Source organism: Clostridium lamae (genome assembly GCF_033043255.1).
Classification (GTDB): domain Bacteria; phylum Bacillota; class Clostridia; order Clostridiales; family Clostridiaceae; genus Clostridium; species Clostridium lamae.
Window position 1 is genome coordinate 84,712 of sequence record NZ_JASCQJ010000001.1, and the last position, 15,671, is coordinate 100,382.

Genomic DNA, 15,671 nt, shown 5'->3' on the forward strand with positions numbered 1-15,671 from the left:
ACAATTAAAGTCTACTAATAATTATTTTTGATAAATATCTTGACATCAAGATATAATGGAGATATAATTATCTTGAAATCAAGATAATGTAGGTGAATATATGAGTGATGTAAATTTAAAGTTGGTTATTGCAATGGCAAGAACTTATAATGATTTATTTTTTCAAATAGAAAAAAGTCTTCAAGAGTTTCAATTAAATAGTAGTGAATTTGGTGTTTTGGAGATGCTTTATCATAAAGGTGATCAGCCTGTGCAAAAAGTAGCTGATAAAATCCTTGTTACTAGTGGAACAATAACTTATGTAATAAATAAGTTAGAAAAAAAAGAATTAGTAATACGCAGAAAATGTAATAAAGACAAAAGAATTTACTATGTTTCATTAACTGAAAAAGGGGAAAATTTTATAGCACATATATTTCCTAAACATAAAGAGTTCTTAAATAATTTATTTAAAGATTTAAGTGAAGAAGATAAAAGAGAACTTCTAGAAAATTTAATTAAGTTTAGAAAAGTTCTTAAGTGATTTTTTTTATTATATTTGTATAAATTTTAAGATAGGGTAATTAAATAAAAGATAGGAGAGGTTAATAATGAATAAAAATTTTAATGAGGCAATTAGAGAAAGAAGAAGTATTTACGCAATAGGTAAGGAGTCACCAATATCAGATGAAAGAATTAGAAAAGTTGTAGAGGATGTAGTAAAGCATGTACCTTCTGCCTTTAATTCTCAAACAACAAGAGTATTAGTTTTATTAGGAGAATCTCATGATAAGTTATGGGATATAACTATGGAAGCTTTAAGAAAGATAGTGCCAGCAAATGACTTTGCATCAACTGAAGGAAAAATTAATTCCTTTAAGGCTGGATATGGAACAGTATTATTCTTCGAAGAATTTGCAATAGTAGAAAGCTTACAAAAACAATTTGAACTATATAAAGATAATTTCCCAGTATGGGCATCACAAACATCAGGAATGATGCAATTTGCAGTTTGGACTGCATTTTCAGCTGAAGGACTTGGAGCAAGTCTTCAACATTATACTGAATTAATAGATGCAGATGTTAGGAAGGAATTCAATATACCAAGTTCTTGGAAAATGATGGCTCAAATGCCTTTTGGAAATATTTTAGCACCAGCAGGGGAAAAAGCTTACTCACCAATAGAAGATAGAGTTAAGGTTTTAAAATAAGGAGAATATTATGTTACGAAGATTAGACCATAAAAATATGGGGAAAAGCGACTTAGGATGGCTAAAAAGCATATTCCATTTCTCTTTTGCAGATTACTATAATACAGATAATATGAATTTTGGAGTATTAAGAGTTATAAATGATGATTTAATAGCTAGTGGTACTGGTTTTGACTATCATCCACATAAGGATATGGAAATAGTATCTTATGTTATTAATGGTGGTTTAACTCATGGCGATACTATGGGCAATAAAAATACTGTTTACAGAGGTCATGTTCAATATATGAGTGCTGGAACAGGGGTTTACCATAGTGAGCAAAATCTGGGAGATGAAACAACAAGAATTCTTCAGATTTGGATAATTCCAGATAAGAAAGGATATAAGCCAGCTTATGGAGATTATAGATATAATGAAGAAGATAGAAAAAATAAGTGGCTTAATATAGTGTCAAGTAATGATGGAGATGCACCTGTAAGGATTAATCAAGATGCAAACTTCTATGTAGTTGAATTAGATGAAGGAAAAGAAATAGATTTTAAAGTTGAATCTAATAGGCAAGCATATTTGGTTCAAATAGAAGGTGATTCAACTATTAATAATGTAGAGCTTAATGAAAGAGATGCACTTGAAATAGTTGAAGAAGATATTAAAATTAAAGCTAATAAAAAATCACATATACTTGTTATTGAAATGAAAAAACAATTAAAATGGTAAATCTATAATTAGGGAGCTTTTAAAAGCTCCTTTTTTTTATCTAAAAGGTGGTAATTGTTATTTTTAAATAGTTATTATCTTTTAAATATAAGAAAATTTTGGTATAGTAAACTTGAACCATGTTAATTAAACAATAAAAATATTAACTGCATAATAGAACATGGCTAAGCAAATACTTAAAATAGTAAAGTGTTTTTATATAAATTATTCTATTATTAAATTTTAAAAGGAGGATTAATAGAAAATGAGAAAAACGAAAACAATGGACGGAAATACAGCAGCAGCTTATGTTTCATATGCTCTCACTGAAGTAAGTTCTATTTATCCAATAACACCTTCTTCACCTATGGCAGAACATGTAGACGAATGGGTGGCTAATGGGAAAAAGAATATTTTTGGTAAGCCGGTAAAGGTGGTTGAAATGCAGTCTGAAGCAGGGGCAGCAGGAGCACTTCATGGATCTCTTCAAGCAGGTGCATTAAGTACAACTTTTACAGCGTCACAAGGATTATTACTTATGGTTCCTAATATGTATAAGATGGTTGGAGAAAGGCTTCCAGCAGTTATTCATGTAGCTGCAAGAGCTATAGCAACGTCATCATTAAGTATATTTGGAGACCATCAAGACGTTATGGCAGCAAGACAAACTGGTTTTGCAATGCTTTCAGAAGGTTCTGTGCAAGAAGTTATGGATTTAGCTCCAGTAGCACATTTAACTGCAATAAAAGCTAGAATGCCTTTTGTAAATTTCTTTGATGGATTTAGAATATCCCATGAAATACAAAAGATTGAGGTTTTAGAATATGATGAATTAGCAAAACTTGTTGATTATGAAGCATTAAAGAATTTTAGAGAAAATGCATTAAATCCTGATCATCCAGTTACAAGAGGAACAGCACAAAATCCAGATGTGTACTTCCAATTAAGTGAATCACTAAATAAATATTATGAAGATATTCCAGATATAGTTGAAGAGTATATGGCAAAGATAACTGAACTTACTGGAAGAGAGTATCATTGTTTCGATTATTATGGAGATCCAGAAGCAGATAGAATATTAGTTGCCATGGGTTCAGTAATGGAAGTTGCAGAAGAAACTATAGATTACTTAAGATCTAAGGGAGAAAAAGTTGGACTTGTAAAGGTAAGACTTTATAGACCATTTTCAATAGAAAAACTATTAAAGGTTATTCCTAGTACAGTTAAGAAAATTGCTGTTTTAGATAGAACTAAAGAACCAGGTTCTATTGGCGAGCCTTTATATTTAGATATAGTTAGAGCAGTTAATGAAATGGAAAATCCACCCAAGGTTTATGGAGGTAGATTTGGATTAGGTTCAAAGGATCCATATCCATCTCATATAGAAGCTGTTTTTGATAATCTAAGTCTAGATAAACCAAAGAATAGATTTACTATTGGAATTGATGATGATGTTACTTATTTATCATTATCACCAAAAGAAGATATAGATGCAACACCAGAAGGAATAACAGCTTGCAAGTTCTGGGGATTAGGATCAGATGGTACAGTTAGTGCAAATAAAAGTGCTATTAAAATAATTGGTGACCATACAAATATGTATGCTCAAGGGTATTTTGCATATGACTCAAAGAAATCGGGAGGAATAACAGTTTCTCACTTAAGATTTGGTAAGTCTCCAATTAAATCTCATTATGAGATAGAAAAAGCAGATTTTATAGCATGTCATAATCAATCTTATGTATATAATTATGATATTCTAAAGGGACTTAGAAAAAATGGAGTATTTGTATTAAATACTATTTGGAATGAAGAAGAGTTAGATAAAAAGCTTCCAGCTAAGATTAAGAGGTATATAGCAGAAAATAATATAGATTTCTATATTATTAATGCAATAAAGATTGCTCAAGAAATAGGTCTTGGTGGAAGAATAAACATGATAATGCAAGCATCTTTCTTTAAATTAGCTAATATCATACCTATTGAAGATGCTGTTAAGTATTTAAAAGATGCAGTAGTCACTTCTTATGGTAAAAAGGGTGAAAAAGTAATTAATATGAACTTTGAAGCTATAGATAGAGGCTTAGAATCATTAATTAAGATTACTCCTCCAGATAATTGGCAAAATGCTGAAGATGATATGTTGGAAGAAAAAATAAATGTTCCAAAGTTTGTTGAAGAAATATGTATTCCAATCAATAAATTAGAAGGAAGTAGTTTACCTGTATCAACCTTTGTAGATTCAGGGGCATCAGATGGTACCTTTATGTCCGGTACAACTGCCTTTGAAAAAAGAGGAATAGCAGTTAATGTACCTGAATGGCTTCCAGATAAATGTATTCAATGTAATCAATGTGCATTTGTTTGTCCTCATGCAGTTATAAGACCATTCTTATCAACTAGCAAGGAACTAAAAAATGCTCCAGATAGTTATAAGAGTATAAAAGCAAATGGAATTAAGGGAGATAAGGAATTTAATTATACTATAGGAATTACTCCTTTAGATTGTACTGGATGTGGGAATTGCGCTCAAATTTGTCCAGCACCAGGAAAAGCGTTAGTGATGAAACCTATGGATACACAAAGCGAACAAATTGAAGCTTGGAATTATGCAGTTGAAAAGTTAGAACCAAAAGAAAATCCTATGAGCAAAACTACAGTTAAGGGTAGTCAATTTGAACAACCTTTACTTGAATTCTCAGGAGCTTGTGCAGGATGTGGAGAAACTTCTTACGCTAAACTTGTAACTCAATTATTTGGTGATAGAATGATGATTGCAAATGCTACAGGGTGTTCATCAATTTGGGCTGCTTCAGGAGCATCTACTGCATATAGACCTAATCACAATGGTAATGGTCCAGCATGGGCTAACTCATTATTTGAAGATAATGCAGAATATGGATTAGGTATGTTCTTAGGAGTTAAGACTATTCGTGAAAGAATTGCTGATAATATTAGAATAGCTTTAGAAGAAGGAAATATGTCTGAAGAAGCTAATTCTGTATTAAAGGATTGGTTAGATAATGTAGATAATGGAGAAGGAACAAGAAAAAGGGCAGAAAACTTAAGAAGAGTTCTAGAAGAAGATAATTCAGATATTGCAAAAGAAATATTAAAGGATAAAGAATTCTTTGTTAAGAGATCTCAATGGATATTTGGAGGAGATGGCTGGGCTTATGATATAGGCTATGGTGGTTTAGATCATGTATTAGCATCTGGAGAAGATATTAATGTCTTAGTATTTGATACTGAAATTTACTCAAATACTGGAGGACAATCTTCTAAATCTACACCAGAAGCAGCAGTTGCTAAGTTTGCAGCTACAGGAAAGAGAACTAAGAAGAAGGATTTAGGTTTAATGGCTATGACTTATGGCTATGTTTATGTAGCACAAGTATGTATGGGAGCTAATTTAAATCAAACTCTTAAAGCAATTGCAGAAGCTGAAAGCTACAAAGGACCTTCATTAGTGATAGCTTATTCTACTTGTATATCCCATGGAATTAAGATGGGTATGGCTAATACTCCTTATGAAGAAAAGAGAGCAGTTGATTCAGGATACTGGCATCTATATAGATATAACCCAGATTTAAAGATTGCAGGAAAGAATGCATTTAATTTAGATTCTAAAGCTCCAACTTCAAGTCTTAGAGACTTCTTAATGGGAGAAGTTAGATATGCATCATTAGCAAAAGCTTTCCCAGAAATAGCAGAAGAGCTATTTGAAAAGACAGAGGAAAATGCTAAGGAAAGATATCAAAGATACAAGAATTTAGCAGAAACTCCAATATTATAATTAAAAAAATTAAAAAAATATTAATTTAAGGACTCAATCTTGTGATTTATTTCTTTATAATGTACAGTTAAAATAAATACTGTATATAAAGAAAAACTTCATTTAGATTGAGTTTTTCTTTAATCTTTTAAGATTTGACATAGATTTACTGTTTATATAATAATATGAAATGTAAATAAATAAGATTTCTATAGTCAGTTAACATAGGGGGATTTTTATGAAAATATATGAGGCATGTGTAGGAAATTATAATGAAGCAGTTAGAGCGGAAGCTTTAGGAGCTAATAGAATAGAATTATGCGATAACCTTTTAGAAGATGGAACTACTCCTAGCTATGGAACCATTAAAAAGACAGTTAGTACTCTTAATATTCCAGTTATGGTTATTATAAGACCAAGAGGTGGAAACTTTGAATATACTGAAGACGAAGTAGAGATTATGATTGAAGATATAAAAATGTGTAAGGAGTTAGGTGCTTACGGAGTTGTAATTGGAGCACTAAAAGGCAAAAAAATAGACTTAGATTTAACAAAGAGATTAGTAGAAGAGGCTAAGCCTATGAATATAACCTTCCATATGGCTTTCGATAGTGTAGAAAACAAACAAGAAGCTATCGATGAATTAGTTAATCTTGGAGTAGATAGAATTTTAACTAAGGGCGGAGTTGGAAATGCCTTAATAGGAAGAGATATTCTTAAGAATTTGATAAAATATGCTAATGATAGAATTATAATTATGCCAGGGAAAGGTGTAAATAAGCAAAATAGAGAGTATATTTTAGAATATACTGGAGCTAAAGAAATTCATGGAACTAGAGTAGTTTAAATTAAAAAGTAAATTTCAAGAGAAGCCGAATCGAAGCAAATTTTGACTCGGCTTTTTATAAATTTTTGTTTAATTACATCCATTTAGTATATTAATAATGAAATACTAGTATGTCCGTCTCTACCTACAAGAGTTTTATTATTTAATAATGAACTCATAATTGCATCTTCACAAGCTTCAATAGAAGCTCTAAATACTATATCCATCTTATCTTCATGAATTTTTTTTATATTAATAAAATCATTTGATTTATAATGTGGAACAATATTTGCTGTGGAAAATCCAATTACAATATCTCCACTGCCATTTCCTAGATGAGAGCCTAACCTTGCTAATGAGACATTCATTCTTTTACAGACTCTTTTTAGCTGTAAAGATGATAGGGGAATGTCAGTAGCAATAATAATTACAATACTTCCTTTTTCTAAATCATCAGAATAAGGATTTATAAAGGTAACATTTTTATAGATAAAATCTTTTCTTAATCCAAAATTACTTAAAACAAGAATACCTATAGTATAGTCTTGTTCATCCAATTCAACTATACGAGAAGCTGAGCCAATGCCACCTTTCATTTCAAAACATGTCATTCCTCTTCCAGCACCAACACTTCCGAGTTCAAAGTCAATAGTTGCATTTTCTATAGCTTCATAAACATCTTCTTCTTTTACTGCACAGGCACGAATATCATTAAGATATCCATCGTTACATTCTCCAACAACAGCATTAATAGTACCAGTATCTTTACCTATGTCAGGATTGTCTTTTAGCATATGTTTTACTATTGCTTGCTGAACAGTACCGACATTTAAAGTATTAGTAAGACCTATAATACTCTCTAGGGTACCGAATTCATCAATTTGAATTAGACCACTTGTCTTACTGAAACCATTAATTATATGTGATGAAGCTACATATTTGTTTTTAAATATATTTTCTTCACTTGGAATAATTACAGTTACACCTGTATGTATATCACCATCATCTATTGTCTTATGACCTACTTTTATTCCTTTAACATCAGTAATCTTATTTAATTTTCCAGTCCTCATTCTCACCCCTCCATTTCAATACCTATATTTAAATTATATAATAAATGTTAAATATTTGTTTATTAATTATTGAAAAATTCTAAAAATTTTAATAAAAATCAGTGGATTATATATAAAAACGTGAATTCCAATATCTAAGTAGTGTTATTTATTAGAATATTTAAAATAAATTATTAACTTATAGTTAATAATAATGCTTTTATTTTTGGCTAATGGTAATATATTGTTGTATTACATTTACTAGGATAAAGGATGGTTATATGTTAAGAATTATTGATGAAAAGATTTTTAGAGATAAAATAATAAATGATGATTTTATAGATGCAATACAAAAAAATATGATGCCAATGAATGAATTAATGGCATATTATCGTTGTGCAATTATGGAAGTTGAAACAAAATTTAATGTATTAAATGAAGAACTTTCATTACAATATGATAGAAATCCAATAGAAAGCATAAAATCTAGATTAAAGTCTCCGGATAGCATTATAAAAAAACTTAATAGGAAGGAACTTCCCTTCTCTTTAGAATCTATAGAAGAAAATATAAATGATGTTGCTGGAATAAGAGTAACTTGCTCATTTCCTGAAGATATTTATATGATAGCTGATTGTATATTAAATCAAGATGATATTACATTAATTGAGAAAAAAGATTATATAAAGAAGCCTAAAGAAAGTGGATATAGAAGTCTACACTTAATTATAGAAGTACCAATTTTCTTGAAAAACGAAAAGAAATCTATGAAGGTAGAGATACAACTTAGAACAATAGCTATGGATTTTTGGGCAAGCCTAGAACATAAATTAAGATATAAGAAAAATATTTGTTTAGATGAGACTGAAATGATAGAAAAAGAGTTACTTGAGTGTTCAGAAATTAGTGCGTCTTTAGATATGCGAATGGAAGAGATAAGAAAAAGAATTGAAAGAAATACAATATAATCATAGGAGCTGTTATTAGACAGCTCCTATAATTTTATAAGTTATCAATAGCTTTTCCTAAAACTTTTCCAATAGAATCATGAATAACTAAATTAGCTTTTGAATCAGCAGAAGTAGTACTCTTATTAATAAGTATTAAATTTTTACCTCTAAAATAATTTATAAGACCAGCAGCTGGATATACTACTAGGGAAGTTCCACCAATAATTAATGCATCTGCTTTTGAGATGGCATCAACAGCACCTCTAATAGTAGCATCATCTAATCCTTCTTCATACAAAACCACATCAGGTTTAACTCTTCCACCACATTTAGTACATGTAGGTACTCCTTTTGATTCTAAAATGAATTTTTCATCATAAAAGGCATTACATTTAATGCAATAATTTCTAAGAACAGAACCATGCAATTCGAAGACATTTTTGCTACCAGCAGCTTGATGAAGTCCATCTATATTTTGAGTTATTACAGCCTTTAGCTTTCCCATCTCTTCAAGTTTGGCTAAAGCGATATGAGCTGCATTAGGTTTTGCATCAGGGTATATAAGTTTAGCTTTATAAAAATTGAAAAACTCTTCAGGATATCGTATATAGAAACTATGTGAAACTAACTGTTCAGGAGTAAAGGTAAGATTAAGTTTTTCATTAAAAAGTCCATTTGAACTTCTAAAGTCAGGTATACCAGATTCAGTTGATACACCAGCACCTCCAAAGAATACAATATTATTACTTTCTCTTAAAATTTCAGCTAACTTTTCTATTTCAGTACTCATAATTAAATCACCGACCTATCATATTTTATAGTTTTATTATTACACAAACAGATATAAAAATAAAACATTTAACTATGTAAGGTTAACTTGACTAATGTAAGGGAGGATATTAATATGTATATATAGAATGTGTATTATTAAAATCATGAGGTGAAATATGAAAAATAGGATTCGTGAGTTTCGTGAAAAGATCGGAATTACTCAGGAACAGTTAGGAAAAATAGTAGGAACATCACGCCAAGCTATAAATGCAATTGAAACAGAGAAATATGAGCCATCGATTTGGCTTGCTTATGATATAGCAAAAGTATTTGAATGTTCTATTGAAGATATTTTTCTTTTTGAAGAAAGTAATAGAAAATCAAGATCAGATAGGAGTAGGGGTGAAAAAAGTGGCATTAAGACAGCTTAGATATAATGATGATGAGATATTGAGAAAAAAGTGTAGAGAAGTAACAGAAGTGAATGACCATATAAGAATGATATTGGATGATATGCTAGATACTTTGCATAATACGGAAAATGGTGCAGCTATTGCAGCACCTCAAGTTGGAATATTAAAAAGATTAATAGTAATAGATATGGGAACAGGTATATTTAAATTAGTAAATCCAGAAATAATTCATGAAGGTGGAAAACAAAAATGTATAGAAGGATGCTTAAGCTTTCCAAATAGATATGGGGAGACAGTACGTCCAAAAAAAGTAACTATAAAAGCACTTAATGAAAATGGAGAAGAAATAATTTTAACTGGAGAAGGTGAGATGGCTAAGTGTTTTTGTCATGAAATAGATCATTTAGATGGAAAACTTTTTATAGATAAAGTAACTAAATGGATTTAGACATAGTAAAAAATATTAATTATAAGGCATACAAGAGATTTAAAGAATTTCTGTATGTCTTTATTTTCTGATAAGATTTATGTTTACAAATTAAGGTTTAATTTCTAATAAATAAAAATATTTTTAAAATACATTTTTATTTATTGACAATATATCGAGTAGTGATATAATTAATATATCAGATAACGATATATCGAAAGGAGACTTATAAAATGGGAACACCTATAACGGAATCAACTTATTATATATTGTTAGCAGTGTTAAAACCTAATCATGGTTATGGAATCATTCAAAGGGTAGAGGAATTAACTAATGGGAGAGTTTTATTAGGACCAGGAACTCTTTATGGTGCTATAAATACATTGCTTGAAAAGAAGTGGATTATGCTTTATAGCGAAGAAAAAGATTCAAGGAAAAAAAAGGAGTACTTGATTACTGAGGTTGGAAAAAAAAGTTTAGTTGAGGAAATAGATCGATTAGAAGAGCTTATAAAAAATGGTAGAAGGGAGATTGAGGTAAATGATTAAATTTAGATGGTATTATGATAAAGATAGAGAAGAAGAGTTTTTAAATGATATGGTATCTAAGGGGTATGCAATGACACGGTTTTTTCTAGGTGTGTATTGGTTTGAAAAATGTGAACCAGGAGAATATACCTATAGAGTTGATATTATCAGAGATAAAGATACAAAGCAAAAAAATGAATTTTATGATTTAATTCGTGAAACAGGAGGCGAGCTTGTAGAAACCTGGGGAGTATGGGCTTTCTTCAGAAAAAAAGGAGATTTTGAACTATATAGTGATAATGAAAGTAAGATAGAACAATATACTAGAATACAAAAAACATTTTTTATGTTAGCACTATGTGAGACTTTAATACTACCATCACAATGGAGTAAGTATTTAAAATACAATTCAAATTTTTCACTTTATTTTGCTATTCCATTAAGTATTATATGTGTTACTTTATTTTATCAAGCATATAAGTGCCAGAGAAAAATAATATCTTTAAAAAAAGAGAATGAATAAAATTTAAAGTTAGAGTGCAGCACTATGCACTCTTTTTATTTTATGTGGGCTACTCATAAGAATTTAGATGAATTTTCTGCTGTAATAAAATGCTTAATCGAGGATATAGGGCTAATTGTATAGAGGCTAGACATGATATACTTAATATCTACTTTGGAAAAGTAATGAAGAAGTGTGGATTAAAATATGAAGGAACTTTAAGAGAAGCAGGAAGAAATATGAAACTCAAAGACTTATTAAGAGGGTTTAGACATAGATATATAGAAAATCATGCTAAAGATATTGAGATACCTAAATTTGAAAGAAGCAATATAATTAGAAGAAATATAGTATTTTCAGGAAAAGTACAGAATGTTGGATTTAGATTAGAACTTTATCTTGTTGCTACTAAGATTGGATTAACAGGATGGGTAAAAAATAGAGATGATGGAAAAGTTGAAGCAGAAATACAAGGAGAAAAGGAATTTGTCGTAGTATATGATTAAAAATATAATCCATATTAAGCATATAAGAGATAAAATCTTTTATATGCTTATTTTGATAAATATGGAATTATTATATGGATAAAAATGTATATTAATATGATATAATTATTCTATAAAAATTAGTGAGAAGGGATGGGGTTATATGAGAAATAAAGACAAAGTATTATTGGGGTTAACTTGTTTTCTAGGTGGAGTTATTGCAGGGTTTTTAATTGCACCAATTAAGAAAGGACTTTATTTTGGAAATAATTGTGGAAATCATGTTAGAAGTATTGAGGAATTAAAAGAAGTAATAGATAATAGCATGGAAGAAAATGAGAGTATGAAATGAATATAGTGTGATATACGAAGGAGATAAATAAAAATGGATAGAGTAATAATAATAGGCTGTGGAGGTAGTGGAAAATCTACATTATCTAGAGTATTATCAGAGAAAACTAATTTACCAGTAGTCCATTTAGACAAACTATTTTGGAGAGAAGGTTGGGTAAATATATCTAGAGAAGAATTTAAAATCTTACTTAGAGAAGAATTAAAGAAGGATAAATGGATAATTGATGGTAATTATGATAGTACAATAAAGGAAAGATTAAATAGATGTGATACTGTTATTTATTTAGACTATCCAAGAAGAACGTGCCTATTTGGTGTTGTTAAAAGGTTTATAACTAATTATGGTAAGGTTCGTCCAGATATGACAGAAGGATGTCCAGAAAAAATCCATTTAGAGTTCATAAAATGGATATGGAATTTTAATAAAGTACATAGAGATAAATTTTATAAAATACTTAAAGAAGAAAAAGGGAAAGAAATATACATATTTAGAAATAGAAAAGAATGCAATGAGTTTATAAAGAAATTATAATTAAAAAATGAAAGAAGAATGAAGGAATGAAAAAATTTAACGGGTTTCGCTCCCTAAAAGTTGTACGTATTTTCTGAAAGCTTAGTAATATAGATAATGCCAAAGTGATAAATTATAATATTCAACAAGAAATAAATAAGTTTAATAATATAATGAATTCTTATAATGACAGTAAGAAAATGTTGTAATTTAAGAATTTTATTTTATATTGACTTATTTACTTATGATTCTTGTGAGTACAATAGCTGTTCTAATAGCCTAGACTACTTTGGGGGTAGAAGTATTATTCTTCCTACTCCATGGTATTCTCCATGGCATACTTCTGTTTTGATAAAGCAGATGGATATTTATCTGAAGAAGAATTTAAATAGATGAAAATAAGTTTTATTAAAAACAAATCTATCAATTTTGATGGATTTGTTTTTTTAGTTTAGGAATAATATTTAAGAAATATATTAAAAATAACTATTGCATGTTACGTTACGTAATGTGATTTAATTACTACTAAGGAGGAATTATGATGAATAAAAAAAGACGATTTTCTATAGGGGAAATTGCAAAATTAACAGGCGTTACTATAAGAACTTTGCAGTATTACGATAATATGGGACTAGTATCATTAAATAAAGAATCAACTAATGGACGTAGATATTACGAAGAAGCTGATATAACAAAGTTGCAGCAAGTTTTATTTTATAAATCATTAGGGCTTCCTATTAAAGAAATTAAAGAACTTGTAGTAGAAGCTGTTACAATGGAGCAAGTTTCTGATGTGCTTAAAAAGCAAAGACAGATTTTTTATCAAAAATTAAATGAAATGAAGATGAGTATATCTTTAATTGATGCAAGTTTAAAAAATTTAGGAAAAAATGAAGGACCAATTTCAGGTGAATTAGTGCAGTTAATGATTTCATTAAATAAAGAGATAATCTTTGAATATAAGGATGTTCATTATGATGAAAAAACTGAAGATATATTAACAAATCATTATGAAAATGCAGAAGAAGTAATTGAAACATATTGGAAGTGGAAAGCCCTTGTATTAGAGGCTGTTACACACATTATTAATGGTGTTAATCCAAAAGATAGTCAAGGACAAGATTATGCAAAAAGATGGATTGAAATGGTGGGACAGGTTACAGGTGGAAAACTTGAATTGATGGAAGCTCACAAAACAGCTTATGAAAACCGTAATCAATGGCCTGAAGAAGATAGAAGATTAATGGATTTTGCTAATGAATTTATTGATAAATCTGTAGAAGTCTATCTAACAGTTAAATAGGAGGGAAAAAATGATTGAATTAAAAAACTTAATAAAAGCTTATAAAGACAAGATTGCTGTAGATAATTTATCTTTTAATATTAAACCTGGTGTAGTTACAGGATTTTTAGGGCCTAATGGTGCAGGAAAATCAACTACAATGCGTATGATTTTAAATCTAGTTAAACCATCTGAAGGAGAAATAATTATTGATGGAAAACACTATATAAATCTTAATCAACCAATTTTTAAAATAGGTGCATTAATTGATGCTGATGCTCTTAATCCAAAATTAACATCATATCAACATTTACAATTGATAGCTACAGCAAGTGGTATTTCAAAGGATAGAGTAATTGAAATGCTTAAAAAGACAGGATTAGAAAAAGTAAAGAATAAGCAAATTGGAGAATATTCTTTAGGAATGAAGCAACGTTTAGGTATTGCAGCAGCATTATTAGGAGATCCTGAAACTATTATATTAGATGAACCATTTAATGGGTTAGATGTAGATGGTATCAATTGGTTAAGGTATTTAATTAAAGATTTAGCCAAACAAGGAAAAGCTGTTTTGGTATCAAGTCATCTTATGAGTGAAGTAGAGGTAGTAGCAGAAAGAATTATAGTTTTAGCTCAAGGAAAGTTAATAGCTGATATGTCAGTAGAAGAGATATCCGAAAAAAGCTTTAGTGGATATTTAAGAATAAAGAGCGAAAATAATTCTAAATTAAAAGATATATTAAAGAAAAATAAAGCTCACATAAGTAAAGAGGGAGAAGATACTTTACAAGTTAGAAAGATAGAAGCTGAAAAAATTGGAATTTTAGCAAAAGAAAATAATATTGCAATCTTCGAACTTACAAAGGTTCAGCCTTCCTTAGAGCAGCTATTTTTAGAGCTTACAGAAGGTAAAGTTGATTACAAATCTAATTAGAAAACAGTTAAAAGAAAGGAAGATGAAAAATGACAATTAATAATATAAAAAGTTCCTTAGGAAATTTAATTAAAGCAGAATTTCAAAAAGTTATATTTCTTAAATTTTCAAAAATATTTTTAATATCTATAATTGTAGCAAGTTTGACACTAGGATTGATATTCTCTTTAACAACAAGTGTAACACAAGGAAAAGCAATTAGTGAAATGTCATCTATTGATGTGATTTCCTCATGTATGCTGGGAGTTGATGTTACTGCAATTATGTTAATTATTTTCGCAGCTATTTCAAATGCAAAGGAATTCTCAACAAAGCAAATTTATATTACAGTAGCTGTAACTCCAAATAGAAAAAAACTATTTTTTAGTAAATTAGTAACATACTTTTTACTAGCTATGATAGTAAGCTTTATTGTAACTGCATTGACTTTTCTTACAGGTCAGCTCATTCTTTTAATTAATGGAAGTTCAATGGTATCTGTAGCAGACATCTTCTTAAGACAGTTTATATTAGGAACTCTCTTTATCCCTGTCTTTTACTGTTTATTAACTGTAGCAGCAGTATTTATTTTTAGAAGTAGTGGAGGAGCGATTACTTTTTCTTTAGCTGCTATGTTTATTCCAGCATTAATAAAAATGTTCTCACAAAGTATTCAAAAAATAATATTACCTTTATTACCGCAAGCAGCCTTACATAGTTTATCAGGTATAGTAGCAGAAGGATCAATAGAAATGTTAGGTATTGGTGCAAGTATTATTTTATTATTTATGTGGATATTTATAACTTCATTAATAGGTATTTTTCAATTTGTAAGGAAAGACGTATAGGAGATGTATCAGATTAACTTATTATTTTACAAGATATAAACTGTATAAGGATAAACCTTGATATATTAATGCATACGTCGACTTGGAGCGAAGCAATATCAACAGTAAAGATAGTATCACTTATGATTAAAATAAAAAAACTCAGCTC

The 15,671-nt window shown here is 29.3% G+C and carries 18 protein-coding genes; 16 read left to right on the plus strand and 2 right to left on the minus strand.

Annotated features, from left to right (window positions below):
* Positions 1-100: 100 nt before the first annotated feature.
* The 5 genes from QK892_RS00340 to QK892_RS00360 all read left to right on the plus strand — a co-directional run bounded on the left by QK892_RS00340 (position 101) and on the right by QK892_RS00360 (position 6,509).
* The gene (locus QK892_RS00340; RefSeq protein ID WP_317271526.1) at positions 101-523 is read left to right on the plus strand and encodes a MarR family winged helix-turn-helix transcriptional regulator; all 423 of its coding nucleotides are present in this window, start codon (positions 101-103) and stop codon (positions 521-523) included.
* A 67-nt stretch (positions 524-590) separates the two neighbouring features.
* Positions 591-1,190 carry a nitroreductase family protein gene (locus tag QK892_RS00345; protein ID WP_317271527.1) on the plus strand — a complete coding sequence of 200 codons (600 nt, stop codon included), beginning with the start codon at positions 591-593 and terminating at the stop codon, positions 1,188-1,190.
* A 10-nt stretch (positions 1,191-1,200) separates the two neighbouring features.
* The gene (locus tag QK892_RS00350) at positions 1,201-1,908 is read left to right on the plus strand and encodes a pirin family protein (protein WP_317271528.1); all 708 of its coding nucleotides are present in this window, start codon (positions 1,201-1,203) and stop codon (positions 1,906-1,908) included.
* A 244-nt stretch (positions 1,909-2,152) separates the two neighbouring features.
* On the plus strand, positions 2,153-5,683 hold the full coding sequence (gene nifJ, locus QK892_RS00355; RefSeq protein ID WP_317271529.1) for a pyruvate:ferredoxin (flavodoxin) oxidoreductase: 3,531 nt from the start codon (positions 2,153-2,155) through the stop codon (positions 5,681-5,683).
* Positions 5,684-5,900: 217 nt separating this feature from the next.
* The gene (locus tag QK892_RS00360) at positions 5,901-6,509 is read left to right on the plus strand and encodes a copper homeostasis protein CutC (RefSeq protein WP_317271530.1); all 609 of its coding nucleotides are present in this window, start codon (positions 5,901-5,903) and stop codon (positions 6,507-6,509) included.
* 83 nt (positions 6,510-6,592) lie between these two features.
* Here QK892_RS00360 and QK892_RS00365 read toward each other — a convergent pair whose 3' ends face one another.
* On the minus strand, positions 6,593-7,561 hold the full coding sequence (locus QK892_RS00365) for a DmpA family aminopeptidase (protein ID WP_317271531.1): 969 nt from the start codon (positions 7,559-7,561) through the stop codon (positions 6,593-6,595).
* A 260-nt stretch (positions 7,562-7,821) separates the two neighbouring features.
* Between QK892_RS00365 and QK892_RS00370 the strand changes: the two genes are divergently transcribed.
* Complete coding sequence (locus QK892_RS00370) at positions 7,822-8,508, plus strand: GTP pyrophosphokinase (protein WP_317271532.1); 687 nt, start codon at positions 7,822-7,824, stop codon at positions 8,506-8,508.
* A 34-nt stretch (positions 8,509-8,542) separates the two neighbouring features.
* On the opposite strand, the gene QK892_RS00375 is transcribed toward QK892_RS00370, so the two are convergent.
* Complete coding sequence (locus tag QK892_RS00375) at positions 8,543-9,280, minus strand: NAD-dependent protein deacylase (protein ID WP_317271533.1); 738 nt, start codon at positions 9,278-9,280, stop codon at positions 8,543-8,545.
* Between the two features lie 157 nt (positions 9,281-9,437).
* Between QK892_RS00375 and QK892_RS00380 the strand changes: the two genes are divergently transcribed.
* The 10 genes from QK892_RS00380 to QK892_RS00425 all read left to right on the plus strand — a co-directional run bounded on the left by QK892_RS00380 (position 9,438) and on the right by QK892_RS00425 (position 15,523).
* Entirely contained in the window at positions 9,438-9,692 is a 255-nt protein-coding gene (locus tag QK892_RS00380; protein ID WP_317271534.1) for a helix-turn-helix transcriptional regulator, read from the plus strand.
* A complete protein-coding gene (def, locus tag QK892_RS00385; protein WP_317271661.1) occupies positions 9,673-10,122 on the plus strand; it encodes a peptide deformylase in 450 nt (149 codons plus the stop codon). The genes QK892_RS00380 and def overlap by 20 nt, the downstream gene beginning before the upstream one ends.
* Positions 10,123-10,334: 212 nt before the next feature.
* Positions 10,335-10,649 (plus strand): PadR family transcriptional regulator, encoded by a 315-nt coding sequence (locus QK892_RS00390; RefSeq protein WP_317271535.1) that lies wholly within the window; start codon positions 10,335-10,337, stop codon positions 10,647-10,649.
* Entirely contained in the window at positions 10,642-11,151 is a 510-nt protein-coding gene (locus tag QK892_RS00395; protein WP_317271536.1) for a DUF2812 domain-containing protein, read from the plus strand. The genes QK892_RS00390 and QK892_RS00395 overlap by 8 nt, the downstream gene beginning before the upstream one ends.
* Positions 11,152-11,240: 89 nt before the next feature.
* Positions 11,241-11,636, plus strand: a complete 396-nt coding sequence (locus QK892_RS00400; protein WP_317271537.1) for an acylphosphatase — start codon at positions 11,241-11,243, stop codon at positions 11,634-11,636.
* Positions 11,637-11,778: 142 nt separating this feature from the next.
* Entirely contained in the window at positions 11,779-11,967 is a 189-nt protein-coding gene (locus QK892_RS00405) for a hypothetical protein (protein WP_317271538.1), read from the plus strand.
* Positions 11,968-12,000: 33 nt separating this feature from the next.
* Positions 12,001-12,501 carry a DNA topology modulation protein gene (locus tag QK892_RS00410; RefSeq protein WP_317271539.1) on the plus strand — a complete coding sequence of 167 codons (501 nt, stop codon included), beginning with the start codon at positions 12,001-12,003 and terminating at the stop codon, positions 12,499-12,501.
* 517 nt (positions 12,502-13,018) lie between these two features.
* Positions 13,019-13,783 (plus strand): MerR family transcriptional regulator, encoded by a 765-nt coding sequence (locus QK892_RS00415; RefSeq protein WP_317271540.1) that lies wholly within the window; start codon positions 13,019-13,021, stop codon positions 13,781-13,783.
* 10 nt (positions 13,784-13,793) lie between these two features.
* Positions 13,794-14,696, plus strand: coding sequence for an ABC transporter ATP-binding protein (locus tag QK892_RS00420; RefSeq protein ID WP_317271541.1), 903 nt, complete (start codon positions 13,794-13,796; stop codon positions 14,694-14,696).
* 29 nt (positions 14,697-14,725) lie between these two features.
* The gene (locus QK892_RS00425; protein ID WP_317271542.1) at positions 14,726-15,523 is read left to right on the plus strand and encodes an ABC transporter permease; all 798 of its coding nucleotides are present in this window, start codon (positions 14,726-14,728) and stop codon (positions 15,521-15,523) included.
* The last annotated feature ends 148 nt before the right edge of the window (positions 15,524-15,671 follow it).

Excerpts from the sequence above, each read along its gene's own strand:
- QK892_RS00340 (WP_317271526.1), top strand. The coding sequence starts at position 101 with ATGAGTGATGTAAATTTAAAGTTGGTTATTGCAATGGCAAGAACTTAT.
- QK892_RS00345 (WP_317271527.1), top strand. The coding sequence starts at position 591 with ATGAATAAAAATTTTAATGAGGCAATTAGAGAAAGAAGAAGTATTTAC.
- QK892_RS00350 (WP_317271528.1), top strand. The coding sequence starts at position 1,201 with ATGTTACGAAGATTAGACCATAAAAATATGGGGAAAAGCGACTTAGGA.
- nifJ (WP_317271529.1), top strand. The coding sequence starts at position 2,153 with ATGAGAAAAACGAAAACAATGGACGGAAATACAGCAGCAGCTTATGTT.
- QK892_RS00360 (WP_317271530.1), top strand. The coding sequence starts at position 5,901 with ATGAAAATATATGAGGCATGTGTAGGAAATTATAATGAAGCAGTTAGA.
- QK892_RS00365 (WP_317271531.1), bottom strand. The coding sequence starts at position 7,561 with ATGAGGACTGGAAAATTAAATAAGATTACTGATGTTAAAGGAATAAAA.
- QK892_RS00370 (WP_317271532.1), top strand. The coding sequence starts at position 7,822 with ATGTTAAGAATTATTGATGAAAAGATTTTTAGAGATAAAATAATAAAT.
- QK892_RS00375 (WP_317271533.1), bottom strand. The coding sequence starts at position 9,280 with ATGAGTACTGAAATAGAAAAGTTAGCTGAAATTTTAAGAGAAAGTAAT.
- QK892_RS00380 (WP_317271534.1), top strand. The coding sequence starts at position 9,438 with ATGAAAAATAGGATTCGTGAGTTTCGTGAAAAGATCGGAATTACTCAG.
- QK892_RS00390 (WP_317271535.1), top strand. The coding sequence starts at position 10,335 with ATGGGAACACCTATAACGGAATCAACTTATTATATATTGTTAGCAGTG.
- QK892_RS00395 (WP_317271536.1), top strand. The coding sequence starts at position 10,642 with ATGATTAAATTTAGATGGTATTATGATAAAGATAGAGAAGAAGAGTTT.
- QK892_RS00400 (WP_317271537.1), top strand. The coding sequence starts at position 11,241 with ATGCTTAATCGAGGATATAGGGCTAATTGTATAGAGGCTAGACATGAT.
- QK892_RS00405 (WP_317271538.1), top strand. The coding sequence starts at position 11,779 with ATGAGAAATAAAGACAAAGTATTATTGGGGTTAACTTGTTTTCTAGGT.
- QK892_RS00410 (WP_317271539.1), top strand. The coding sequence starts at position 12,001 with ATGGATAGAGTAATAATAATAGGCTGTGGAGGTAGTGGAAAATCTACA.
- QK892_RS00415 (WP_317271540.1), top strand. The coding sequence starts at position 13,019 with ATGATGAATAAAAAAAGACGATTTTCTATAGGGGAAATTGCAAAATTA.
- QK892_RS00420 (WP_317271541.1), top strand. The coding sequence starts at position 13,794 with ATGATTGAATTAAAAAACTTAATAAAAGCTTATAAAGACAAGATTGCT.
- QK892_RS00425 (WP_317271542.1), top strand. The coding sequence starts at position 14,726 with ATGACAATTAATAATATAAAAAGTTCCTTAGGAAATTTAATTAAAGCA.